The 22,648-nt window shown below is 58.4% G+C and carries 23 protein-coding genes; 18 read left to right on the top strand and 5 right to left on the bottom strand.

Features of this window, described 5'->3' with window-relative positions:
- Positions 1 to 48: 48 nt before the first annotated feature.
- The 3 genes from AC2FJE_RS18505 to fsa form a co-directional block, all read right to left on the bottom strand.
- Positions 49 to 969, bottom strand: coding sequence for a tyrosine recombinase XerC (locus AC2FJE_RS18505; RefSeq protein WP_496757535.1), 921 nt, complete (start codon positions 967 to 969; stop codon positions 49 to 51).
- On the bottom strand, positions 966 to 1,673 hold the full coding sequence (locus AC2FJE_RS18500) for a DUF484 family protein (RefSeq protein ID WP_058273210.1): 708 nt from the start codon (positions 1,671 to 1,673) through the stop codon (positions 966 to 968). The genes AC2FJE_RS18505 and AC2FJE_RS18500 overlap by 4 nt, the downstream gene beginning before the upstream one ends.
- Before the next feature lie 194 nt (positions 1,674 to 1,867).
- Positions 1,868 to 2,521: a fructose-6-phosphate aldolase gene (gene fsa / locus AC2FJE_RS18495; protein ID WP_496726862.1), complete on the bottom strand. Its 654-nt coding sequence runs from the start codon at positions 2,519 to 2,521 to the stop codon at positions 1,868 to 1,870.
- Between the two features lie 90 nt (positions 2,522 to 2,611).
- Between fsa and AC2FJE_RS18490 the strand changes: the two genes are divergently transcribed.
- The 4 genes from AC2FJE_RS18490 (at position 2,612) to AC2FJE_RS18475 (ending at position 7,505) form a co-directional block, all read left to right on the top strand.
- The gene (locus AC2FJE_RS18490) at positions 2,612 to 4,807 is read left to right on the top strand and encodes a primosomal protein N' (protein ID WP_496761278.1); all 2,196 of its coding nucleotides are present in this window, start codon (positions 2,612 to 2,614) and stop codon (positions 4,805 to 4,807) included.
- A gap of 79 nt (positions 4,808 to 4,886) precedes the next feature.
- Positions 4,887 to 6,119: an MFS transporter gene (locus AC2FJE_RS18485; protein ID WP_496706787.1), complete on the top strand. Its 1,233-nt coding sequence runs from the start codon at positions 4,887 to 4,889 to the stop codon at positions 6,117 to 6,119.
- A gap of 66 nt (positions 6,120 to 6,185) precedes the next feature.
- Entirely contained in the window at positions 6,186 to 7,058 is an 873-nt protein-coding gene (locus AC2FJE_RS18480; RefSeq protein ID WP_496761276.1) for a 50S ribosomal protein L11 methyltransferase, read from the top strand.
- A gap of 102 nt (positions 7,059 to 7,160) precedes the next feature.
- The gene (locus AC2FJE_RS18475; RefSeq protein WP_109312601.1) at positions 7,161 to 7,505 is read left to right on the top strand and encodes a hypothetical protein; all 345 of its coding nucleotides are present in this window, start codon (positions 7,161 to 7,163) and stop codon (positions 7,503 to 7,505) included.
- Between the two features lie 100 nt (positions 7,506 to 7,605).
- On the opposite strand, the gene AC2FJE_RS18470 is transcribed toward AC2FJE_RS18475, so the two are convergent.
- On the bottom strand, positions 7,606 to 7,818 hold the full coding sequence (locus AC2FJE_RS18470) for a DUF1127 domain-containing protein (RefSeq protein ID WP_282152580.1): 213 nt from the start codon (positions 7,816 to 7,818) through the stop codon (positions 7,606 to 7,608).
- A gap of 334 nt (positions 7,819 to 8,152) precedes the next feature.
- Between AC2FJE_RS18470 and ruvC the strand changes: the two genes are divergently transcribed.
- From ruvC to AC2FJE_RS18450, 4 genes are all read left to right on the top strand, one after another.
- Complete coding sequence (ruvC, locus tag AC2FJE_RS18465) at positions 8,153 to 8,650, top strand: crossover junction endodeoxyribonuclease RuvC (protein ID WP_058273216.1); 498 nt, start codon at positions 8,153 to 8,155, stop codon at positions 8,648 to 8,650.
- Positions 8,647 to 9,324 carry a Holliday junction branch migration protein RuvA gene (gene ruvA, locus AC2FJE_RS18460; RefSeq protein WP_282170789.1) on the top strand — a complete coding sequence of 226 codons (678 nt, stop codon included), beginning with the start codon at positions 8,647 to 8,649 and terminating at the stop codon, positions 9,322 to 9,324. The genes ruvC and ruvA overlap by 4 nt, the downstream gene beginning before the upstream one ends.
- 4 nt (positions 9,325 to 9,328) lie before the next feature.
- Positions 9,329 to 10,348 carry a Holliday junction branch migration DNA helicase RuvB gene (ruvB, locus tag AC2FJE_RS18455; RefSeq protein WP_109312604.1) on the top strand — a complete coding sequence of 340 codons (1,020 nt, stop codon included), beginning with the start codon at positions 9,329 to 9,331 and terminating at the stop codon, positions 10,346 to 10,348.
- 63 nt (positions 10,349 to 10,411) lie between these two features.
- Positions 10,412 to 11,029, top strand: a complete 618-nt coding sequence (locus AC2FJE_RS18450) for a hypothetical protein (RefSeq protein ID WP_472724244.1) — start codon at positions 10,412 to 10,414, stop codon at positions 11,027 to 11,029.
- A 22-nt stretch (positions 11,030 to 11,051) separates the two neighbouring features.
- Here the strand turns inward: AC2FJE_RS18450 and AC2FJE_RS18445 are convergent, their stop codons facing one another.
- Entirely contained in the window at positions 11,052 to 12,758 is a 1,707-nt protein-coding gene (locus tag AC2FJE_RS18445; protein ID WP_496757530.1) for a SulP family inorganic anion transporter, read from the bottom strand.
- Positions 12,759 to 12,948: 190 nt separating this feature from the next.
- On the opposite strand from AC2FJE_RS18445, the gene ybgC reads away from it, so the two are divergent.
- The 10 genes from ybgC (at position 12,949) to AC2FJE_RS18395 (ending at position 22,425) form a co-directional block, all read left to right on the top strand.
- Entirely contained in the window at positions 12,949 to 13,356 is a 408-nt protein-coding gene (gene ybgC, locus AC2FJE_RS18440) for a tol-pal system-associated acyl-CoA thioesterase (protein WP_058273220.1), read from the top strand.
- Between the two features lie 111 nt (positions 13,357 to 13,467).
- Positions 13,468 to 14,163 (top strand): protein TolQ, encoded by a 696-nt coding sequence (tolQ, locus tag AC2FJE_RS18435; protein WP_058279518.1) that lies wholly within the window; start codon positions 13,468 to 13,470, stop codon positions 14,161 to 14,163.
- A 1-nt stretch (position 14,164) separates the two neighbouring features.
- Positions 14,165 to 14,641, top strand: coding sequence for a protein TolR (tolR, locus tag AC2FJE_RS18430; RefSeq protein WP_058273222.1), 477 nt, complete (start codon positions 14,165 to 14,167; stop codon positions 14,639 to 14,641).
- A gap of 9 nt (positions 14,642 to 14,650) precedes the next feature.
- Entirely contained in the window at positions 14,651 to 15,751 is a 1,101-nt protein-coding gene (gene tolA, locus AC2FJE_RS18425; protein ID WP_282152576.1) for a cell envelope integrity protein TolA, read from the top strand.
- Positions 15,748 to 17,067: a Tol-Pal system beta propeller repeat protein TolB gene (gene tolB, locus AC2FJE_RS18420; protein ID WP_282120665.1), complete on the top strand. Its 1,320-nt coding sequence runs from the start codon at positions 15,748 to 15,750 to the stop codon at positions 17,065 to 17,067. The genes tolA and tolB overlap by 4 nt, the downstream gene beginning before the upstream one ends.
- 89 nt (positions 17,068 to 17,156) lie before the next feature.
- Positions 17,157 to 17,660 (top strand): peptidoglycan-associated lipoprotein Pal, encoded by a 504-nt coding sequence (gene pal, locus AC2FJE_RS18415; RefSeq protein ID WP_108861019.1) that lies wholly within the window; start codon positions 17,157 to 17,159, stop codon positions 17,658 to 17,660.
- Positions 17,661 to 17,664: 4 nt separating this feature from the next.
- Entirely contained in the window at positions 17,665 to 18,498 is an 834-nt protein-coding gene (gene ybgF / locus AC2FJE_RS18410) for a tol-pal system protein YbgF (RefSeq protein ID WP_282170795.1), read from the top strand.
- Positions 18,495 to 19,748, top strand: a complete 1,254-nt coding sequence (gene tilS / locus AC2FJE_RS18405; RefSeq protein ID WP_496757517.1) for a tRNA lysidine(34) synthetase TilS — start codon at positions 18,495 to 18,497, stop codon at positions 19,746 to 19,748. The genes ybgF and tilS overlap by 4 nt, the downstream gene beginning before the upstream one ends.
- 76 nt (positions 19,749 to 19,824) lie before the next feature.
- A complete protein-coding gene (gene ftsH / locus AC2FJE_RS18400) occupies positions 19,825 to 21,741 on the top strand; it encodes an ATP-dependent zinc metalloprotease FtsH (protein WP_496761274.1) in 1,917 nt (638 codons plus the stop codon).
- Positions 21,742 to 21,849: 108 nt separating this feature from the next.
- Complete coding sequence (locus AC2FJE_RS18395; protein ID WP_282170797.1) at positions 21,850 to 22,425, top strand: MOSC domain-containing protein; 576 nt, start codon at positions 21,850 to 21,852, stop codon at positions 22,423 to 22,425.
- The last annotated feature ends 223 nt before the right edge of the window (positions 22,426 to 22,648 follow it).

Below are 22,648 nucleotides of genomic sequence, written 5' to 3'. Positions count from 1 at the left end.
TAAAAGCCGGGTAAGGATACAGCCCAGACGTCATCGAGGGACTCGGGATCAGGCCTTGGGGTGGGCGCGGTTGTAGACTTCCATCAGTCGGGCCGTATCTACGGCCGTATAGGCCTGCGTGGTGGACAGTGAGGCATGGCCCAGCAATTCCTGAATGGCGCGCAGATCACCCCCAGCGGACAATAGATGGGTGGCAAAACTGTGCCTTAAAGCGTGCGGTGTGGCGGTTGCGGGCAGGCCAAGCTGCATGCGCGCCTTGGCCATCACGCCCTGAATTGCGCGCGGATTGAGCGCACCACCACGCACCCCGCGGAACAAAGCCTTTTCCTGGGATTGTGGATGCGGACAAAGCTGCAGGTAACGGTCAACGGCGGTGCAGGCGGCCGGGATCACTGGAACGATGCGTTCCTTTCCGCCCTTTCCCACAATACGCAAGTTATTCGGCAAGGGCGCGTCGCTTCCTGTCAGGGACAGCGCCTCAGATATGCGCAAACCGCAGCCATAGAGCAATGTAACGACAGCAACGTCCCGCGCCGAGATCCAGTCGTTTGACGACTGAAGTTCGACCGTGTCGATCATCGCGCGGGCCGCGTCTTCGGCCAGCGGGCGCGGGAGTTTTTGGGTAAACTTTGGCGCGCGTGTGGACAGAACGGCAGTGGGTTCGAACCCTTCACGTTCAGCCAGCCATCGATAAAAGCTTTTGACCGCCGACAGCTTGCGCGCCAGAGATCGCGCACCAACACCTGCGCTGCGCTGATCCGCCATCCAGGCGCGCATGTCGGACACGGTGATCCGGGCCAGCGCTGCCAATCCCTGCTGTTCACTGTGATGTAGTGTCATGAAAGACAGGAACTCGGTGACATCACCGCGATAGGCGGCCTGGGTGTTTTCCGATCGCCCCGCCAGCGCGCTCAGGCTGTCCAGCCAATACTGTAACGCGTCGCGGCAGGCGGGTGAGATCAGGCTCACGACAACCAGTGGCGCATCGAGCGTTCGAAGACGCCAGCAAAGAACGACAGAAGATCAGTGCCGAGCTGCGGCGAAAAATGATTGCGGTCCCTTGCGCTCATCACGATCATGCCCGGCAACCGGCCCTCACCCAGATCCAACCGCAGGCAAGCCTCGGACCGCAGGTGATCTGCGTTGGGCCCAAAAATTCTGTGCGTCGGGTGGAGGATCTCGCGCAGAACCACGTCGCGGGCGGGGCCGCCGCGGTCGAAGGTCAGGTAATTGTCCACGAAACCGGGTTCGACCACAGACAGAACGCCGCCCAGAGTGTCGATGGCGGGGTCTTCCTGTGTGGCTGTAGATTCCAGAATCAGCTTGATGCGATCAACGCGCAGGATTTCGACCACATCCGAGCCGAGCGTGCGCAGGAAATCTTCGAACTCGGCCGGTTCCAGCATGCGGATAACAGCACGATGCACCTGATTTGTGCCCGCAAGGTTTTCATATGCTGCGGCGATGACGGACCGGTGGGTGTCTTCCAGCCTGTCCAGCCGTTCCTCGAGCCGTTGCATGGCGATGCCGCGCAGGTCGATGACGTTGTCGCCGCGCGCCTGTTCGTTGGCCGTCACAAGTGCCTGCATCAGGTCCTTGTCGTCCAGCACAGCGTCTGGTTTGGCCAGAATCGCGGCGCGCAAGTTGTCCTGGAGTTTGGTGTTACTGCTCATGTCCCGCTCGGTCTTTTTTTGTTGAGGGGCTTATAACATGAGTTATGGCGGTTTCCTTGGAAAAAATGCATTGGCGGTGCATTTCATTCCCACTGTGACCTACGGCTCCCGCCTGCGAAACCTTGATCAAAGATCAAGGCTTGGCAGTTGGGCCGGGCGCGGCACCTGACGGTGCCACGCGGTCGCGCAAAGGGTCAGAGGATTTTCTGACCGGTCTTGGCCCAGTCGGCCAGGAAGGTTTCCAGACCTTTGTCTGTCAACGGGTGATCGGCCAGTTTCTTGATCACGGCAGGCGGTGCGGTGATCACGTCAGCACCGATGCGGGCGCTGTCGGTCACGTGATTCACGGTGCGGATTGAAGCGGCCAGAATTTCGGTTTCAAAACCGTAATTGTCATAGACCTGACGGATATCCCCGATCAGATCCATGCCATCGAGGTTGATGTCATCCAGACGACCAATGAAGGGCGAGATGAAGGTTGCACCCGCCTTTGCGGCCAGAAGCGCCTGGTTGGTCGAGAAGCAGAGTGTGACGTTGACCATCTGGCCTTCGTCGCTGAGCGTCTTGCAGGTTTTCAGACCGGCCCATGTCAGCGGAACTTTCACGGCGATATTCGGAGCGATCTTGGCCAGCTTGCGGCCCTCGGCGATCATGTCGTCAGCTTCGGTTGCGACAACTTCGGCTGAAACCGGTCCGTCCACCAGATCACAGATTTCCTTGGTCACTTCCAGAATGTCACGACCTGATTTCAGGATCAGCGAGGGGTTGGTGGTCACGCCGTCCACCATGCCCAGATCGTTCAGTTCGGCAATGGCGTCGATTTCGGCTGTGTCTACGAAGAATTTCATGCGGGCAGTCCTTTGATGGGTTGGCCTTGGTCGCGGATGGCTTTACCTCAAAGAGACCCATGCTGGAACCCCCGAGCCCAAGGATATGCGTTGAGCACTCAGGAGTATTTCGACCACGGAGAGCTGGTTGCGGTTCTGACCGCACAGCCGCTGGACCGGACGCTGGATTACAAGGCGCCCGAGGGGGGCTGTTTTCTGGGGGCGTTCGTAGAGGTCCCGCTGGGGCCTCGTAAAGTTCTGGGTGTCGTCTGGGGGCCGGGACAGGGCGGGTTCGACCTGAACAAGGCGCGATCCGTGATCCGGGTGCTTGAGGTCGCGCCAATGCGCGAAGAAATGCGGCTGTTTCTGGGGAAGGTTGCCGATTACACCCTGACACCGATGTCCGCGATGTTGCGGCTGGCAACCCGAGCGCCGGGTTTGGGTGATCCGCCGTCGATGCGTAAGGTTTATCGGCTGGGTAATGGCGAGCCGGACCGGATGACCGACGCACGCACCCGTGTGCTGGAGGTTCTGCGCGACTATGGCGGGCTTGCATTCACCCTGAAAGAACTCGCCGAACAGGCGGGCGTGACGTCTTCGGTCGTCAAAGGGTTGGTCAAGCAGGGCGCTGTACGGGAAGAAGACAGCCCGCGCGATTTGCCCTATCCGCATCTGGATCCGGATTTGCCGGGCAAGGCGCTAACCGACGATCAGGCTGCGGCGGTTGAGAAGTTGCAGCAGGGCCAGCGGTCCGGGGAATATGGAACCACGCTGCTTAAGGGCGTGACGGGTTCGGGCAAGACCGAAGTGTATTTGGAGGCTGTAGCCGAGGCGCTGCGGATGGGCCGGCAAGCCTTGGTTCTGCTGCCCGAGATCGCTCTGACAGCGGAATTCCTGACGCGGGTTGAGGCGCGGTTCGGTGCACGCCCAGCCGAATGGCATTCCGGTGCGACCATGACGGAACGCCGCCGGGTCTGGCGGATGGTCGGGCAGGGAGATGCGCAAATGGTGATTGGTGCGCGGTCAGCTTTGTTCCTGCCGTTTCGCAACCTTGGCTTGGTGGTGGTCGATGAGGAACACGACACCTCGTACAAACAAGAGGACGGCGTGCATTACAGCGCGCGGGACATGGCTGTTCTGCGGTCTGCAATTTGTGGCGGGCGGGTGATTCTGGCCAGCGCAACACCTTCGCTGGAAAGCTGGGCCAACGCCGAGGCGGGAAAATACGACCGGGTCGATCTGACCTCGCGGTTCGGGGCGGCGGTGTTGCCGGAGATGAAGCCCATCGACATGCGCGCCGAACAGATGCAACCGGGGACGTGGATTTCTCCGTCTTTGCGGCAGGCGGTGATGCAGCGGATCGAGAAGGGTGAGCAATCGCTGCTGTTCATCAACCGCCGTGGGTATGCGCCGGTGACCCTGTGCCGCGCTTGCGGGGAGCAGATTGCCTGCGATCATTGCGACGCGCGGATGGTCGAGCACCGGTTTCTGAAACGGCTGATGTGTCACCAATGCGGTGAGACCAAGCCGATGCCTGAGGAATGTCCCTCATGCGGCGTCGAGGGCAAGTTGGCCCCGGTCGGCCCGGGGATCGAGCGGCTGGCCGAAGAGGCTGAGGCGACGTTTCCCGATGCCAAGATCGCGATGCTGAGTTCCGATTTGTTCGGCTCGGCCCGCGCTCTGAAGGCTAAGATCGAAGAGATTGCCGAGGGCGATGCCGATATCGTCATCGGTACGCAGTTGGTTGCCAAAGGGCACAACTTTCCCAATTTGACTTTGGTCGGGGTAATTGATGCCGACCTCAGTCTGCACGGGGCGGACCTGCGCGCCGCTGAGCGGACATTCCAGTTGATGCGGCAAGTCGCGGGTCGGGCAGGCCGGGCGGACAAGCCAGGGCAGGCCCTGTTGCAGACATTCCAGCCCGAGCATCCTGTAATCCGTGCCATTCTTTCAGGTGATGAAGAAGGATTTTGGAAGGCCGAGGCTGCAGGACGACAGGCGGCGGGTGTGCCTCCATACGGCCGTATGGCAGGGATCGTCCTGTCCGGACCTGAGGTTGGATCAGTTTTTGATATCGGAAATGCAATGGCCCGCAACGATGCGCCGCTGCGCGATATCGGGGCACAAGTCTTTGGCCCGACTCCGGCGCCTATTGCGCGGATTCGCGGCAGACACCGCGTGCGATTGCTGGTCAAGGCACCCAAGGGCGCACCGATTCAGGACGCGATTGCCCGCTGGATCGCGCCCTTGCGCCTTAAGGGCGACCTGCGTTTGACCGTAGATATCGACCCGCAGAGTTTCTACTGACCTCTGCATCAGCGCAGACCGATTGTGCGCCCGCTGCTTCGCCCTCGCCAAAATCTGAAAATGGGCGTAGAGGAGTCCCATGTTGAAACCGATGCCCCTGTCCGAGGCGCAGAGCCTTCCGTTCTGGCGCCGCCCTGTGACGCTCTTGTTCGTCATGGCGTTGACGATGCCGATTGCCTTCAACGCGTGGAGCGCGCTGTTGAACAATTTCGTCATCGAAGTGGCGAATTTTGACGGGGCCGACATTGGGTTACTGCACACTGTGCGGGAGATCCCTGGATTTCTTGCTGTTGGCGTGATCGCGGTGATCATTTTCGTGCGCGAGCAGGTATTGGCGATGATCTCGCTGATGATGCTGGGCGTGGCAACTGCGTTGACAGCATGGTTTCCCAGCCTTGGTGGGTTGCTGTTTGTCACCCTCTTCAGTTCGATCGGGTTTCACTATTACGAGACAGTAAATCAGTCGCTGCAGTTGCAATGGCTGCCCAAGGACCGCGCGCCACAGGTATTGGGCTGGCTTGTTGCCATGGGGTCAGCCGCGACGGCAGTAGTCTATGGCCTGATCGTTCTGACCTGGGACCGGTTTGATCTGTCCTACAACATTGTATTCATGGCCGCTGGTGGTGTGACCGCCCTGCTGGCGCTGTTCTGTCTTTTCGCCTTTCCGCAATTTGACTCGCCAACTCCACAGACCAAAAAACTGGTCCTGCGTCGTCGCTACTGGCTGTATTACGCACTACAGTTCATGGCCGGCGCGCGGCGGCAGATTTTTGTTGTCTTCGCGGGCTTCATGATGGTCGAGAAGTTTGGGTTTGAAGTACACGAGCTGACCAGCCTCTATCTGATCAATCTGATGATCAACATGGCGGCGGCTCCGATGTTGGGTAAGGCTGTATCGTTGTTCGGTGAGCGCCGCACGCTAATCTTTGAATACACCGGCTTGGCGATCGTTTTTGCGGCCTATGGCGGTATCTACTGGTTCGGGTGGGGCGTGGTGCTGGCTGCAACTCTTTATGTGATCGACCATGTTCTGTTCGCTTTGGCGCTTGCCCTGAAGACCTACTTTCAGAAAATCGCCGATCCTGCGGATATTGCACCGACTGCGGCCGTTGCGTTCACGATCAACCATATCGCCGCCGTGTTCCTTCCTGCGCTTCTGGGCCTGCTGTGGGTCATCTCGCCCGGTGCAGTCTTTGCACTGGCCGCTGCGATGGCGATGATCTCGTTGGGTTTGTCCTTGCTGATCCCGCGGCACCCGGAACCGGGAAATGAAACGATCTTGTCGAAATACGCGCCTGCACCTGCCGAATAAGCGCCAATACTTGACCTTGGCGGGCCATCGCCATAGGCGCTGTGTCAATCGATACAGGAGGCCCCCATGCCCACATTCACTGCGCTGACTACACTGACCGGTAAAAAAGCTGCCGAAGGGCTGGGCGAAGCGATGGAGCGTCTGGATCCGGAACCAACCGGCGTTGGTGTATTCGAGGTCGAGGATGGCTCGGGCCTTTGGGAAGTTGGTGGGTATTTCACGGAAACTCCGGACGAAACCGCTCTGGCCGTTCTAGCCGCCGCGTTTGAGGCCAAGCCTTTTGTTGTGTCAGAACTGCCCGATACGGATTGGGTGGCCCATGTGCGCCGGGAACTGGCACCGGTCGATGCTGGACGCTTCTTCGTCTATGGCAGCCATGACGCTGACAAACTGCCCGAGGGACGTATCCCACTGCTGATCGAGGCTGCAATGGCCTTTGGCACCGGTCACCACGGCACCACGTTGGGATGCCTAAAGGCGCTGGACCATCTTCTGAGCCAAGGGTTCACGGCGACCAAAGTGGCCGATATCGGCTGCGGCACTGCCGTGCTGGCCATGGCGGCCGCGCGGGTCTGGGAAGGTGAGATCATCGCCAGTGATATCGACGAAGTGGCTGTTGATGTCGCCGAAGCCAACCTGAAGGCCAATGGCATGGCAGGCAAGGTCCGCTGCGTGGAAGCGGCGGGCTTTGACCATCCCGATTTGGGCGCATTCGCACCCTACGATCTGATTTTCGCAAATATCCTTAAGGGGCCACTGGTTGCTCTGGCCCCCGAAATCGCAGCGAATCTGCGCGTCGGTGGGTACGCAATTCTGTCCGGAATCCTTAACGAACAAGCCGATGACGTGGTCTCCGTTTATCTACAAAACGGGTTCAATTTAGAGGAAAATGACCAAATTGGTGAGTGGGCGACGCTAATATTAAGCAAACAGGGCTAAATCTGGGCCATTTGCTGGAGCTTTCTGGAGTTTTGCCTCGATTTTGTCGCATTCTGTTTCTACCGTCTTAACCTGGAATCGGGGGGCGGTTTGGAGGCTGCCATGACGGGAAAACAACTGGAATTTGATCAGCGCGTGAATCGCCTGAGTAAGAAGCACGCAAAACTAAGCCGTGGCTATCGCGCGACGATGCGCAAGGACGGGTTGGTTGTGATGAAACCGCAGAGGGTGAAGTCGGCTTTACCCCTTAAGGTTCTTCTGATGTGTCTGCTTGGGTTGTTTGCATTCAAGACGTTCTTGCTCACCAGCCTTGGGCCTTCGGGCTATCAATACAGGGTTGACGCATTGAACGAGGGCACCTCGGTTGAACAAGCCGGTGCCTGGGTGATGCAAATCGACCCGGTATCGCTGATGCTTTCGGAACAGCTGGCACGGCTGCTGCCCTGACATCCGGCCAAAGAATCAGAAACGCCGCGCATTCTGCATGCGCGGCGTTCTGCTTTGCCCCCGAGGGAGGGAAGGGGCACATGAGTGGGTGTGTTAAATCTTAACTACGACCATCGGCCACGACGTCAATATCGCCACGGCACAGTCCGATATCTTCCAGCTCGCGATCTGTCAGACCGCTCAGCGTGTTACGCGTCACGCGGGCGTCATTCCATTCGACAACGGCGTTCACGACCGATGCGAAATATGCGCCGATACGGCCGACGAGGCCGAATGAGCCGGTGGTGGTGCGGGTGGTGTCCAGTGCAGCCATATCCTGTTTCCTTCTGGTTTAAGTTTACGTTTTGATCGTTCGATCTGAGCGGCATCTAGTGCCGCCAAATCGGCTGTGCAAGTGCGGAAATTGCAACTGTCCTATGCGTTTTTTGCAGAGCTCAAGATTCATTAGAACCCCTTAATTTATTGGCCATTTTTGCTTCATGAAACGTGTCGATTTCAGACTTTTGCCTGTCGCAAATTGGCCGTTTTGTCGCGTGTGAAGCAGGTCTGTCGTTTTTGTACTCTCTGTCAATTCGCTTGGAAAATGTTCACGCTTCGTGCTAATCCGTAAAAAAGATCACAAAAACTCGAGCAGGCCGAGGCGAAATATGCGGATTTTGGGCATTGATCCGGGGCTTAGGACCCTGGGATGGGGCGTCATCGAATCGCATGGCAGCCGCCTGAGCCACGTCGCCAATGGACTGTGCAAGTCTGACGGGGACGATTTGGGCGAGCGTTTGCTGTCTCTCTACAATCAAATCGTCGAAGTCATTGCAGAACATCAGCCCGATCAGGCGGCCATCGAACAGACCTTCGTCAACAAGGATGGGGCTGGTACGCTGAAGCTGGGTCAGGCGCGTGGTGTGGCGTTGTTGACGCTGGCGCAAGCAGGGCTGCCCGTGGGTGAATACGCGCCCAACCGGGTTAAGAAAACGGTTGTGGGCGTTGGGCATGCCGAGAAAGAGCAGGTTCTTCATATGGTCAAATTGCAACTGCCGGGCTGTAAGCCCAAAGGGGCGGATGCCGCGGATGCGCTGGCGATTGCCATCTGTCATTCATATTACGGCGCAGCGCCGCAGGCGCGCGTGAAAGAGGTGCGGGCATGATCGGGAAACTAACCGGACGATTGGACTATCGCGCAGCGGATCACGTGTTGATTGACGTGCGTGGGGTCGGATACCTCGTTTACTGCTCGGACCGGACTATGGCCGCGCTGCCTGGTGTTGGCGAGGCTGTCTCGATTTATACCGATATGGTGGTGCGCGAGGACCTGATGCAGCTTTTTGGGTTTTTGTCCCTTGTCGAAAAGGAATGGCATCGCCTGCTGTGTTCGGTTCAGGGCGTTGGGGCCAAGGTCTCGCTCGCCATTCTGTCCGCGTTGGGTCCGGATGGGGTCAGCCGGGCCATTGCGCTTGGGGATTGGGGTGCCGTCAAAGCGGCGAAAGGCGTGGGCCCAAAGACGGCGCAGCGGATCGTGCTGGATCTAAAAGACAAAGCGCCGGGTGTGATGGCGATGGGCGGGACCGTGACCGAAGCGATGGACGGCCCCGGATTGGAAGTCGTAGAGCTGTCTGAACCGGCACCTGCGACCAAGCGGGCGACCAAACCTGCCTCGGGGTCTGCCGCAGCTTCGGCGGGGGCACTGTCAGCCCTTGGCAATTTAGGGTACGGACCATCCGAGGCGGCCTCGGCCGTGGCCGAAGCGGCCGCCAGCCTGCCGGATGCAGGCGAGGCTGAATTGATCCGGGCGGCGCTCAAGTTGCTGGCTCCGAAAGGGTAACTGAATGGTAGACGCCGATCCCACATTGCGCCCCGATCCCTTGCCCGAGGATAACGACCGCGCCCTGCGCCCGCAGGGGCTGGACGAATTCATCGGTCAGGCCGAGGCGCGGGCCAATCTGCGCATCTTTATCCAATCCGCGCGTATGCGGAGCGAGGCGATGGATCACACGCTGTTTCATGGCCCTCCGGGTCTGGGTAAAACAACGCTGGCGCAAATCATGGCGCGCGAGCTGGGGGTGAATTTCCGCATGACATCGGGGCCGGTTCTGGCCAAAGCCGGTGATCTGGCGGCAATCCTGACCAATCTGGAATCCCGCGATGTGTTGTTCATCGACGAAATCCACCGTCTGAACCCGGCCGTCGAAGAGGTTCTGTATCCGGCGATGGAGGATTTCGAGCTGGATCTGGTGATCGGCGAAGGCCCGGCAGCGCGGACTGTGCGGATTGAGCTGCAGCCGTTTACTTTGGTCGGAGCAACGACGCGGATGGGCTTGCTAACCACCCCATTGCGTGACCGATTTGGCATTCCGACGCGGTTGCAGTTCTACACGGTGGACGAGTTGCACGAGATCGTTACGCGCAACGCCCGCAAACTGGGCGCGCCTGCTGATGATGCTGGTGCCCGAGAGATTGCGCGCCGATCGCGCGGGACCCCGCGGATCGCGGGGCGATTGCTGCGACGGGTGGTGGATTTCGCCATCGTCGAGGGCGATGGACGTATCACCCTGGATCTGGCGGATGGCGCGCTGACGCGGTTGGGTGTGGATAATCTGGGCTTGGATGGTGCCGACCGGCGATACCTCAAGCTGATCGCTGAGAACTATGCCGGTGGTCCGGTCGGGATTGAGACCCTGTCGGCTGCGTTGTCGGAAAGTCGCGATTCGCTGGAGGACGTGATCGAGCCCTATTTGTTGCAGCAAGGTCTGATCCAGCGCACGCCACGCGGTCGGATGTTGGCGCAGAAGGCTTGGACGCATCTGGGAATGGCGGCACCAAAGGGCCAGAGCGATCTGTTTGGTTGAAGCTGAGGCCTTTAGATTTTATGCCTTCGGCAAGAGTACTTTCGAAAAGATGAAGGATTGGGCGTGACCCCCGAAGACATTCAGTCGTTGTTCACCCGTGAAAACGGAGAGTTTCTGTTCGCGCGTTGGGGTCGGCCCATCGTGCCTATCGTCTTTGGGGTCGAGGAGGAAACTCTGACCACCATCAAGGGCGCATTCGAGGCCGTAGTCAGCTTGGCCGATCATAAGATGGCCGAAACGGATCCAGAACTTGGTGCGAATTGCATGGTGTTCTTTTTCCGCGACTGGAAGGAACTGCTGGAAGTTCCCGATCTGGATCGGCTGGTTCCCGATCTTGCGCCGTTAGTCGACCGACTGATCGCGGCGGATGCAAATCAATACCGGGTGTTCCGCTTTGAGGAAGACGGTGCGATCCGGGCCGCGTTTGTTTTTCTGCGAATGGACGAAGAGCTGTCCAAGGTTCCGGCTGAGACTCTGGCACTTAGTCAGGTAGTACAGACCATCCTGTTGTGGTCCGACACCGCTTTTCGAACGCAGTCGCCGCTGGCGGTCGCGGGCGAGGCGACGATCTTGCGCCCGGAGATCGCCGGGTTGATCCGCGCAGCATACGATCCGGTATTGCCGGGAGCTTCGCAGGATCCGGCGCACGCTTTGCGACTGTTCGCGCGGTTGCAGGCGTAGTCTTAAGACCGATAGAGGCTATCTACGATTTGGAGTCGTTTCGGTGTTGAAAGGCAGTCAATAGGTCGCTTCCCGCGTCGTAAAAGGCATCACTACCCACCAAATCCGTAACCCCGTATCTGTCCAGCTCTGACCGCACGTGGGGGTCGACCAGTAGGAAAACCATCTTGATGTTCTTTGCCTGCAGGATCTTTAGAACATTGCGCAGCGTATAGCCTGCCGTGAAATCCACGTCATCAATGGCCGAAGCCTCGATACAGAACCAACGTACTTTGTTATCTGAATCACGGGTGATTGTCGCAATCTCATCCGAAAGCCGCTGTGCATTCGCGTAATACAGGCTGTGAGAGAAGCGATAGATTACAAGCCCGGGTTCGAATTGGTTCGGTGCAGTAATGGGTTTCGAATGCCAACCACCGTCTTTGGTTTTGACGATCACTGAATTTTTGGGGCGGTACCCACGGCGGGTATGGTCGATCAATGACAGCACCATTGCAAAGATGATGCCTTGTTCGACCCCAACGATAACGACAACTGCAGCCGTGGCGACAGTAATCCAGAATTCGGACCGGGCTTGCCTGTAGATTGCAATCAGGCCTTTCAGGTCGATAAGTTTCACACCGATCAGAAACACGACGGCAGACAGCGCCGCATTGGGCAAGTAGGCAAGTGGGCCCGTCAAGAAGAGGATGACCACCAAGACGATCAAGACGGTCGTCAGTTGTGCCACCTGACTGCGGCCACCGGCGCTAGCCACCATCTCGGTTTTTGTCGGGCTGCCATTTACAACGAATGTGCCCGTGAAGGCTGCCCCAAGATTGGCTAGACCCAGCCCAACAAGGTCCGTGTTCTCGCTGAAATTTTCTTCGTAACGTGCCGCGTAGGCCCGCGAGGTCGCGGCGCTTTGGGCCAGTATCACAACGAAAATGGACAGCGCGGTTGGCAGCAGTTGTTTGAACAGCGTCCAGCTCCAATCCACGTTTGGGATCGACAGCGCTGGCAGGCCGCTGGGAACCGAGCCCAGTACTGCGATGCCGGACGCCGAAAATTGAAAGGCCCAGCTGCATAGTATCACCCCGAGTATGGCAAACAGCGGGCCGGGCAGTTTTGGGGATAGACGACGGCATCCGACAACGATCAGCAGAACTGCTGCTGAAACCGCCAATGTGGGCCAGCTTGTCTGACCAATGCTCTGAAAGACTGCCTGTAGCTTGGCAATGGTCCCGTGACCGTCGCTTTCGATCCCCAAAAGCCCCGGGATTTCACCGGTTGCGACCTGAATGCCCACGCCTGTCAGGAACCCGACAAGAACTGTCCGGGATAGGAAATCAGCCAAAAACCCCAAGCTGATGAGGCGTGCGGCAATCAGAAGAACAGCTGCCATCAGCGCCAACAGGGACGCCAGCGCCAGATACTCGGACGAACCCGACACTGCCATGCCAGCCAGGGCTGAGGCCGTAATCGCCGCCGTGGCAGAATCCGCACCCACCACAAGATGGCGGGACGAACCGAACAGCGCGAAAAGCGCCATTGGGACAAGGATGGTGTACAACCCAGTCACAACCGGCGTGCCTGCGATTTTGGTATAGCCCATGACCTCGGGGATCGCGAGGCAGGCAAAGGTCAGGCCTGCCAAAACTTCCGCAGGCAAGTTCGCGCGGTCGAACGGCAAGATGCCCTGAAGGACTGGAAGAAAGAACATCCTCTCTTCTTTTGGTCCTTTAGCCATTGAAACTCCTGTCGGATTCACTTGGTATGTATGAAAGCCTAGAGGGCAAATCTTCGAATTTCGATAGCGGACTTGGGAAGGTGGGAACTTTGTTCCCACAAGGGATTGCAGGAACCGCGGCAACCATGCATCTGTTTCAAAGCAGGATTTGCCCCGCGCGTTACATATTTGAGAGACCGGACCTGATATCATGGCCAATGAAGCTGATGCGCCCCACAAGCATATCTTTCCGATCCGGGTTTACTATGAAGACACCGATATGGGCGGGGTCGTATACCACGCGAATTACCTCAAGTTTATTGAACGCGCGCGGTCAGACTATGTGCGCCGTCTAGGCAATGATCAGAACGCGATGCGCGATGGCGGAATCGTCTGGGTCGTGCGCCGGATCGAAGCCGATTACGTCGCGCCCGCGAAGTTCGATGATGAGCTGATCGTTGAAACTTGGCTGTCGTCAATCTCTGGTGTGCGGCTGACCATGGGCCAGTTGGTCAAGAGGGGGGAGACCGAGATCTTCCGCGCCTCGGTGACTGCTGTTTGCATGAATGCGCAGGGCAAGCCGGTCCGCCTTCCGGCAGAGATTCGCGCATTGATGTAACAATTTGTCGGTCTGGGGTGGTTATGTTGGCTTTTCGTAACCAACTGCGATAGCGTTTGGAAAAACAAGGCCAAACGAACGGCCGTCAGGCAGAAAACAAAGAGCAGGTTCATGGAAGCTGAAACGCTGGCGCTGGCGCAGGAGATCGATTTCTCCATGTGGGGGCTGTATGCCCGCGCGACCTTTGTCGTCAAACTGGTGATGTTGATGCTGATCGCTGCATCCATCTGGTCTTGGGCGATTATCATTCAGAAATTGATCAACTATCGCGCGGCCCGCCGCGAGGCGCAGGTGTTTGACGAGGCCTTCTGGTCCGGCAACCCGCTGGACGAGCTGTTCGAGCATATCGGATCGCAGCCCGACGGCAGTTCCGAGAAGATTTTTGCCGCTGGCATGATCGAATGGCGCAGGTCGCACCGAACGGATGGCGGGCTGATCGCGGGGGCCACTGCGCGGATTGACCGCTCGATGGACGTGGCAATCGCCAAAGAGTCCGAGACACTGCAAAAAGGTTTGCCCATTTTGGCGACGGTGGGCTCGACCGCGCCGTTCATTGGCCTGTTCGGGACCGTTTGGGGCATCATGAACGCGTTTATTGAGATTGCCGAGCAGCAAAACACCAACCTGGCCGTTGTGGCACCCGGCATTGCCGAAGCGCTTTTGGCCACGGGCCTGGGTCTGTTGGCTGCGATCCCGGCGGTAATTTTCTACAACAAGCTCAGTTCAGACAGTGATCGGATCGTGGCTGGCTACGAGGCTTTTGCCGACGAGTTCGCCACCATTCTGTCGCGTCAGTTGGACAGCTAAGATGGGTGCGGCGGTTCAGCAGAACGGAGGCGGGAACGGGCGCAGACGCGGCCGTCGTCGCGGGCGGGCGCAGCCGATGGCCGAGATCAACGTGACGCCTTTTGTAGACGTTATGTTGGTGTTGCTGATTATCTTTATGGTTGCGGCACCGCTGCTAACCGTTGGCGTGCCGGTGGACTTACCCAAGACGGCGGCAAGCGCATTGCCGGGCGATAACGAAGAACCGCTGACAGTCACGATGACTGCAGAAGGGCGCATTCAGATTCAAACCACCGATGTTGCCCGCGAAGAGTTGATTGGCAAGCTGCGCGCCATTGCGGCAGAACGCAGCAGTGACCGGGTGTTCCTGCGCGCGGATGGTGCGATCCCTTATGCGCAGGTTATGCAGGTTATGGGTGCGCTGAATGCAGGTGGGTTTTCCAATGTGGGGCTGGTGACCGACACCGGCGGCCCCGCGCTGGACGAAGGTGGAGAGTGAGGCCGCGCGGTGGATACCGGCACCAAGATCTCGGCAATTGCCCATGTCAGTTTGATTTCGTGGGCTTTGTTTGGCGGCACCTTTCGGTCCGAACCATTGCCTATGCCTGTTCAGGATATCTCGGTGATCTCGGCTGAACAGTTCGCAGCAATGACGGCTCAGAGTGAGGCGCCTGAGCTGCCTACGCCAACTGCCCTGCAACAGCCCGATGCGCCCGAAGAGGAAATCCCCACCCCTGAACCGGTGGAGCAGGAACCTCCGACACCTGAAGTGTCTGAGCCAAATGAACCAGAGCCAGAGCTGGAACCAGAACCACTGGCCCCCCCACCCGAACCGGTCGTGATCGAACAGCCCCCCGAATTGGCCCCCCCAGAACCCGAGGCCGTCGTTTTGCCCACCCCGCCAGGGCCCGAGGCACAGCCGCGGCCTGCGGATAAAGTAGCGCCTGAACCTGTCGCGCCGCCGCCGCCTGAAGCCGCACCAGATGATATTGAATCCCCGGCTGTATCGCTGGACGAGGGAGCTGAAACTCAGCAAGAACAGCAGGATCAAACGGCACCCGAAGAGGCCACGGATGAAATCGTGACCGAGGCGGAAGAAGCCAAGGAATATGCGCCGCGCAGCTCTCCGCGTCCGCTGGTGCGACCGAACCGACCGACGCCCCCGGCAGAGCCTGAAGTGGCCGAGACCGAAGAACCGACCGAACCAGAGCCCGCGCCAAGTGATGAAACCGCGATCAACGACGCACTGGCCGAGGCGCTGGGGCAGAGCAGCGAACCGTCTGGCCCACCCCTGACTGCGGGTGAGAAGGATGCTATGCGACTGGCTGTGTCGAAGTGCTGGAACGTTGGTTCTCTGTCCACGGACGCACTGCAAACGGTCGTTGTGGTCGGGTTCTCGCTGACACCGGATGGCAAGGTGCTCGGCGGTACACTGCAAATGATCGACAGTTCCGGCGGGACTGACGCGTCTGCAAGACAAGCCTACGAGGCCGCCCGGCGAGCGATTTTGCGCTGCGGGGCCAAAGGATACACCCTGCCTACTGACAAATACGATCAATGGCGGGATATTGAGATTACATTCAATCCCGAGAGGATGCGGATCAAATGATGAGATTTCTGACCAGCCTTTTGCTTGGCCTGACAGTTTTGGCAGCGCCAGTGTATGCGCAAAGCGGACCCCTGCGTCTTGAGCTGGATCAGGGGATTATTGAACCCTTGCCTTTTGCGGTGCCAAATTTCGTGCCCGACGGGCCAGCAGCCACACAATACGCAAACGACTTATCGCGCGTCGTAGCGGCGGATCTGACCGGAACCGGGCTGTTCCGTGAAATTTCTTCAGACGCATTCATCAGCCGGGTCAGCAGTTTCGAAGCCCCTGTGCAATTTGCCGATTGGAAGGCCATCAATGCCGAGGCCTTGGTGACAGGTGCAGTCAACGTCTCTGGCAAGCGCCTGACTGTGCGATTTCGCGTTTGGGACGTGTTCTCGGGTCAGGAATTGGGCAATGGTCTGCAGTTTTCCGGCACCACAGATGGCTGGCGGCGCATGGCACACAAAGTGGCCGATCAGGTTTATACCCGAGTGACCGGCGAGAGCGGTTACTTTGACAGCCGCGTCGCGTTTGTGTCCGAAAGCGGCCCAAAGAACCAGCGTCTGAAGCGTCTGGCAATCATGGACTACGACGGCGCGAACGTTCAGTACCTCACCGACAGCGCTGCGATTGTTCTGGCGCCACGCTTTTCGCCCTCGGGCGATCGGCTGTTGTACACCAGCTATGAAACCGGTCAGCCGCGCATTTATGTTTTGGACGTTGATCGCGTCAAACGGACCGAACTGAAGACACAAGACGGCACCATGAGCTTTTCGCCGCGCTTTTCGCCGGATGGCCGCTCCATCGTCTATTCGCTGATTCAGGGCGGCAACACGGACCTTTGGAAAATGGATCTGGCCTCGGGCCAAAGCGTGCGCCTAACGAACACACCTGCCATTGAGACCGCGCCCAGCTATTCCCCGGACGGGTCGCAGATCGTGTTCGAAAGCGACCGCTCTGGCACACCTCAACTGTACATCATGCCCGCAAATGGCGGAGAGGCGACCCGCATCAGCTTTAAACAGGGGCGTTATGGTACACCGGTCTGGTCGCCGCGTGGTGACCTGATCGCCTTTACCAAACAGAACAAGGGTCGGTTCCATATCGGCGTCATGCGGACAGACGGCAGCGAGGAACGCCTGCTGACCTCGTCCTTTCTGGATGAGGGGCCAACATGGTCGCCGAACGGGCGTGTCATCATGTTCACCCGTGAATCGCAGGGCGCAAGCGGACGGGCGACACTGTATTCGGTGGATATCTCGGGTCGGAATCTGCGCCCGGTGCGTACACCGGATGGCGGCAGCGATCCATCTTGGGGGCCACTACAGAAGTGATCGGGGCAGGGGGTTGGAAAAGTTCACAAAATTCCTGCACTGTGATAACAGAGACAGCAATAAAGCAATAAAACGACGAGGCACCTGAAATGAATGTATTGAGCAAAGTCATAGCATTGGGCGTGCTAAGTGTACTGGCCGCCTGTACCAATAACGATCCTTCAGCACTGGGCGGTGGCGCGGGCGGTAACGGTTCGATCCTGCCGGGTTCGCCCAGCGACCCCCAGTCACCGGCCTATTTCCAGCAAACTGTTGGTGACCGCGTGTTGTTTGAAGTCGATCAGTCGACCCTGACCGGGCAGGCACAGACGATATTGCAAGGACAGGCAGACTGGCTACTGGCCAATACGGATTTCGTCGCCACGATCGAGGGTCACGCGGACGAACAGGGTACTCGCGAGTATAACTTGGCCCTGGGCGCACGTCGCGCGAATGCGGCGCGTGAATACCTGATTTCACGTGGGGTTGCAGGCAACCGATTGACGACCGTCAGTTTCGGCAAGGAACGCCCGATCGAGATTTGCAGCACCGAGGAATGCTATTCCAAAAACCGTCGTTCGGTGACGGTCCTGACCGGTTCAACTTTGGGGTAAGATGATGCGAATTGCAGGATGGGTTCTGGCTGCGGTCGTGGCGACTGCGGGCGTGGCAAGTGCACAGGATCAGCAAACCCTGGCGGATATCCGTCAGGAGCTTACGGTGCTGCACGTCGAGGTTCAGCGCCTCAAGCGCGAGTTTTCAACCACCGGATCTCCGGCACCCAATCTGGCTGGCAGTTCCGTTCTGGAACGTGTTGACGCCATTGAGGCTGAATTGCAGCGCCTTACCCGTCAGACCGAGCAGTTGAACCAGCGTGTGCAAAACATCGTCACCGACGGAACCAACCGGATCGGCGATCTGGAATTCCGCTTGGTTGAGTTGGAAGGTGGCGATCTCAGCACGCTTGGCGAGACCTCGACCCTGGGTGGCGAAACCGAAATCACCGCTGCTGCACCCGCAACACCAGCAAACCCGACGGCACCGGCACCGACCGATCAAGGTGAACTTGCAGTGGGTGAGCGCGCGGACTTTGATGCGGCATCACAGGCGCTGGCGGATGGCAACTATCAGGCCGCAGCGGATCAGTTCGCCACATTCGAAACCTCGTATCCCGGCAGTCCGCTGGCCCCCGAAGCCAACCTGAAGCGGGGGCGCGCGCTTGTTGGAATGGGTGACACGCGTGAGGCCGCGCGGGCCTTTCTGGCCAGCTTTACCGGCGATTCCGAAGGTGCATTCGCACCCGAGGCGCTGTTTGAGTTGGGTTCGGCGCTGGGGCGTCTGGGTCAGACCGATCAGGCTTGCATCACTCTGGGCGAGGTGGGCGTGCGCTTCCCGTCTTCGGCCTCGGCCACCAATGCCACACAGGAAATGGCAAGCCTGGGCTGTTCTTGACCGAAAACGCTGAAGAACTGCGGGCCGAGATTCGGGCGCGTTTACCCAAGACCCTTCCTTCGCGTCTGGGTGTGGCTGTCTCTGGCGGGGGCGATTCTGTCGCTCTGCTTTTGCTGTTGAATGATATTGCCCAAAACGAGCAGGTTAAGCTGTTCGCAGCGACCGTTGACCACTGTTTGCGCCCCGAGTCCGCAGTCGAAGCGCAGGAAGTAAGCGAGCTTGCCGCGCGTATGGGTATCACGCATCAAACGTTGAAATGGACAGAGTGGGCCGGTCAGGGGAACCTTCAGGATCAGGCCAGACAAGCGCGTTATCGGATGTTGACCGAATGGGCCACACGCAATGCGATCAGCGCGATTGCGTTAGGCCACACCGCGGATGATCAGGCCGAAACCTTCCTGATGCGACTGGGCCGCGCAGCTGGTGTTACGGGTCTGTCGGGCATGCCGGTTGAACGGATTTTGGATGGCGTGACGATGTTGCGGCCGATGCTTGGTATAACAAGGCAAGCATTGCGTGGCTATCTGTCTGGTGAGGGAGTTGGCTGGATCGAAGATCCCTCGAATCAGGACCTCCGGTTTGACCGGATCAAGGCACGGCAGGCCTTGTCTGACCTCAAGGATTTGGGGATCACGGCCAGTTCTTTGACCCGAGTCGCAGAAAACCTTGCGCAGGCGCGTGAGGCGTTGGAGCGTTTTACGCAGGAATCCGCCCGAAAAATCGCCGTGGTGGAAACCGGTGATGTTTGCTTGGATCGCACCGCCTTTCAGTCTTTGCCTCAGGAAATCCAGCGCCGGCTTGTGATCGGCTGCATCGCATGGATTGCCGGAGCGGGGTATCCACCACGCCAAACGTCGGTGGATCAGGCTGTGAAGGCTGTTAAAGAGGGTATCGCTACGTCGGTCAATGGCTGTTTGTTTGTCCCAAAGGTCAATAAAACGTGGATTTGCAGAGAGCTAAACGCCGTTCAGGGCGAAATCGCGCGCCCCGGCGAGCCGTGGGACAAACGCTGGATTCTGTCAGGACCTTCGACCGCTGGTGTACAAATCCGACCATTAGGCGAGCAAGGCCTGCCTAGGGTTCCAGATTGGCGGGACTTGGGTAAACCACGTCAGGTCTTGTTGGCTTCACCCGCTGTTTGGCTGGGGGATGAACTGGTGTCAGCTCCAACCGCCAGATTGTTGAATGGATGGACGGCTGAATTGGCCCCCGGAACGCCCGAGTTTCATTCTTCTTTTTTATCGCATTGAACCTCCTTGAATCATCTCTATTTTATAGAGCAACCCGGCAGACCCCCATCTGCCGAAATCTTTTGGGAGACTTTCCTTGGGCAACGCTCGTAACATCGCCTTCTGGGTCGTTCTGTTTTTGCTGATCCTTGCACTGTTCAATTTGTTCAGCGGACCAGGCGGGACACTTCAGAGCAATGAAAGAACTTATTCTGATTTCGTAACCGCCGTTCAAGCCGACGAAGTCAAGAATGTGACCTTGGATGGCGAACAGATTCGCTATACCACGCAAAGCGGTGCCAACTATGTCACCATCAAACCCGGCGATGCCGAGGTCACCAAACTGCTGATCGACGAGAACATTCCGGTTCGCGCCGAGAAACAGCAGCAATCCGGTTTCCAGTCGTTCCTGATCACGCTGCTGCCGTTCCTGCTGCTTATTGGTGTCTGGGTCTATTTCATGAACCGGATGCAAGGCGGTGGAAAAGGCGGCGCGATGGGCTTTGGCAAGTCCAAGGCCAAGATGCTGACCGAAAAGCATGGCCGCGTGACATTTGACGATGTCGCAGGCATCGATGAAGCCAAGGAAGAGCTGGAAGAGATCGTGGAATTCCTGCGTAACCCGCAGAAGTTCAGCCGCCTTGGCGGTAAGATCCCGAAAGGCGCGCTGCTGGTTGGCCCTCCGGGCACCGGTAAGACGCTGCTGGCGCGTGCGATTGCGGGTGAGGCAGGTGTGCCGTTCTTCACCATCTCAGGTTCTGACTTTGTTGAGATGTTTGTTGGTGTCGGTGCATCCCGTGTGCGTGACATGTTCGAACAGGCTAAAAAGAATGCGCCCTGTATTGTCTTCATCGACGAAATCGACGCCGTCGGTCGCCATCGTGGTGCCGGTTACGGCGGCGGGAATGATGAACGCGAACAAACCCTCAACCAGTTGCTGGTTGAGATGGACGGGTTCGAAGCCAATGAGGGTGTGATCATTCTGGCGGCCACCAACCGTAAGGACGTTCTGGACCCTGCGCTGCTGCGCCCCGGTCGTTTTGACCGCAACGTGACCGTCGGCAACCCCGACATCAAAGGCCGTGAGAAGATCCTGGGCGTGCACGCGCGCAAGACACCTCTGGGTCCCGATGTCGACCTGCGCATCATCGCGCGTGGTACTCCGGGCTTCTCGGGCGCTGATCTGGCGAACCTCGTGAACGAGGCCGCATTGATGGCGGCGCGCGTTGGCCGTCGCTTTGTCACAATGGAAGACTTCGAGAACGCCAAGGACAAGGTGATGATGGGTGCCGAGCGCCGTTCGATGGTGCTGACGCAAGACCAGAAGGAAAAGACCGCCTATCACGAATCTGGTCACGCGGTCGTCGGACTGTCGCTGCCGCTGTGCGATCCGGTCTACAAGGCGACCATCATTCCGCGCGGTGGCGCGTTGGGTATGGTGGTGTCGTTGCCGGAAATGGACCGTCTGAACTATCACCGCGACGAATGTGAGCAAAAGCTGGCCATGACCATGGCAGGCAAAGCCGCCGAGGTGATCAAATACGGTGAAGATCACGTCTCGAATGGCCCCGCCGGAGACATCATGCAGGCCAGCCAGTTGGCGCGTGCCATGGTGATGCGCTGGGGTATGTCTGACAAGGTCGGCAACATTGATTATGCCGAGGCGCATGACGGCTATTCGGGCAACACTGCTGGCTTCTCGGTTTCAGCGCATACCAAAGAGCTGATCGAGGAAGAGGTGAAACGCCTGATCCAGCAGGGTTATGAGCGCGCGCGCAAGATCCTGTCCGACAAGAACGAGGAATGGGAACGTCTGGCGCAAGGCTTGCTGGAATACGAAACCCTGACCGGGGATGAGATCAAGCGCGTCATGAATGGCGAATCGCCGACCGATGGTGATGACGAGGGTGACAAACCGGATGAAGGCAGCGCGCCCAGCGTTACCGCCATTCCCAAGACCAAGGTCAAAAAGACCCCGCCCGACGGTGGGATGGAGCCAGAACCATCGGCATAAAGAAATCAGACCCGGGCCAAGTCCCGGGTCTTTTCTTTTCAGCTTTTCAAATGGACTGGTTTGACTTTTAGTACGATTTTGACGGCCCGCAGCCGAAGGGGATTTCAAATGCCGGTATTGCGAGAAACAGAGTTCACGGGTGAAGTTGTTTGGCTGGGTCACGTGCCCGCGGGTGGCTCGATCCGGGCCAAAGCGGTCGATGCTTTGAAGCTGGAATTCTCAGGGGACAAAGGCGAACGGCACGAGGGTCTCAACCGGGCCTCTTGTGTCAGGGTCAAGAATCTGTATCCGCAAGGCACCGAAATCCGGAACGTGCGCCAATTGTCTGTTCTATCCGCCGAGGAAATGGACGCCACAGCCAAAGAGATGGGGCTGGATCGGCTGGATCCTTCGTTTCTGGGCGTCAGCATCTTGTTGCGCGGCATTCCGGACTTTACACATCTTCCGCCATCCTCGCGTTTGCAAGGCCGCGACGGTGTCACGATAACCGTGGATATGGAAAACCGCCCCTGCGTCATTCCCGGTCGTGAGATCGAAGCCGATCAACCCGGGTACGGGGCGTCCTTCAAGCCCGCAGCACAGGGCCGAAGGGGTGTGACTGCGTGGGTGGAACGACCCGGACAGCTGCGGTTGGGGGACCAGATGAGCCTGTTCGTGCCAGATCAGCGGGCGTGGGCGCCCTAAACGTCAAGCGTTTTCGATTTGAAACCGGTGAAATGACGCTACGCCGTTTCATGGCTTGAATATGTCGGAATCTCTATCCATCGGGATTGTACACAACGGTATGGATTGACCAGCACCGGCCCAGCTGCGCCGGTTTGCAGGGAATTCAACCGGGGGTTTTGCCCAATGAGCTATAAATCGGACATTGAAATTGCGCGCGAGGCGCAGAAGAAGCCTATTCAGG

Source organism: Ruegeria sp. CDSC002, assembly GCF_059610905.1.
This window is presented reverse-complemented; position numbering and strand designations above follow the sequence as displayed.

Bases quoted from the DNA above. Each gene is read 5' to 3' on its own strand.
- AC2FJE_RS18500 (WP_058273210.1), bottom strand. From the start codon at position 1,673: ATGAGCAGTAACACCAAACTCCAGGACAACTTGCGCGCCGCGATTCTG.
- fsa (WP_496726862.1), bottom strand. From the start codon at position 2,521: ATGAAATTCTTCGTAGACACAGCCGAAATCGACGCCATTGCCGAACTG.
- AC2FJE_RS18485 (WP_496706787.1), top strand. From the start codon at position 4,887: ATGTTGAAACCGATGCCCCTGTCCGAGGCGCAGAGCCTTCCGTTCTGG.
- AC2FJE_RS18480 (WP_496761276.1), top strand. From the start codon at position 6,186: ATGCCCACATTCACTGCGCTGACTACACTGACCGGTAAAAAAGCTGCC.
- AC2FJE_RS18475 (WP_109312601.1), top strand. From the start codon at position 7,161: ATGACGGGAAAACAACTGGAATTTGATCAGCGCGTGAATCGCCTGAGT.
- AC2FJE_RS18470 (WP_282152580.1), bottom strand. From the start codon at position 7,818: ATGGCTGCACTGGACACCACCCGCACCACCACCGGCTCATTCGGCCTC.
- ruvC (WP_058273216.1), top strand. From the start codon at position 8,153: ATGCGGATTTTGGGCATTGATCCGGGGCTTAGGACCCTGGGATGGGGC.
- ruvA (WP_282170789.1), top strand. From the start codon at position 8,647: ATGATCGGGAAACTAACCGGACGATTGGACTATCGCGCAGCGGATCAC.
- ruvB (WP_109312604.1), top strand. From the start codon at position 9,329: ATGGTAGACGCCGATCCCACATTGCGCCCCGATCCCTTGCCCGAGGAT.
- AC2FJE_RS18445 (WP_496757530.1), bottom strand. From the start codon at position 12,758: ATGGCTAAAGGACCAAAAGAAGAGAGGATGTTCTTTCTTCCAGTCCTT.
- ybgC (WP_058273220.1), top strand. From the start codon at position 12,949: ATGGCCAATGAAGCTGATGCGCCCCACAAGCATATCTTTCCGATCCGG.
- tolQ (WP_058279518.1), top strand. From the start codon at position 13,468: ATGGAAGCTGAAACGCTGGCGCTGGCGCAGGAGATCGATTTCTCCATG.
- tolR (WP_058273222.1), top strand. From the start codon at position 14,165: ATGGGTGCGGCGGTTCAGCAGAACGGAGGCGGGAACGGGCGCAGACGC.
- tolB (WP_282120665.1), top strand. From the start codon at position 15,748: ATGATGAGATTTCTGACCAGCCTTTTGCTTGGCCTGACAGTTTTGGCA.
- pal (WP_108861019.1), top strand. From the start codon at position 17,157: ATGAATGTATTGAGCAAAGTCATAGCATTGGGCGTGCTAAGTGTACTG.
- ybgF (WP_282170795.1), top strand. From the start codon at position 17,665: ATGCGAATTGCAGGATGGGTTCTGGCTGCGGTCGTGGCGACTGCGGGC.
- AC2FJE_RS18395 (WP_282170797.1), top strand. From the start codon at position 21,850: ATGCCGGTATTGCGAGAAACAGAGTTCACGGGTGAAGTTGTTTGGCTG.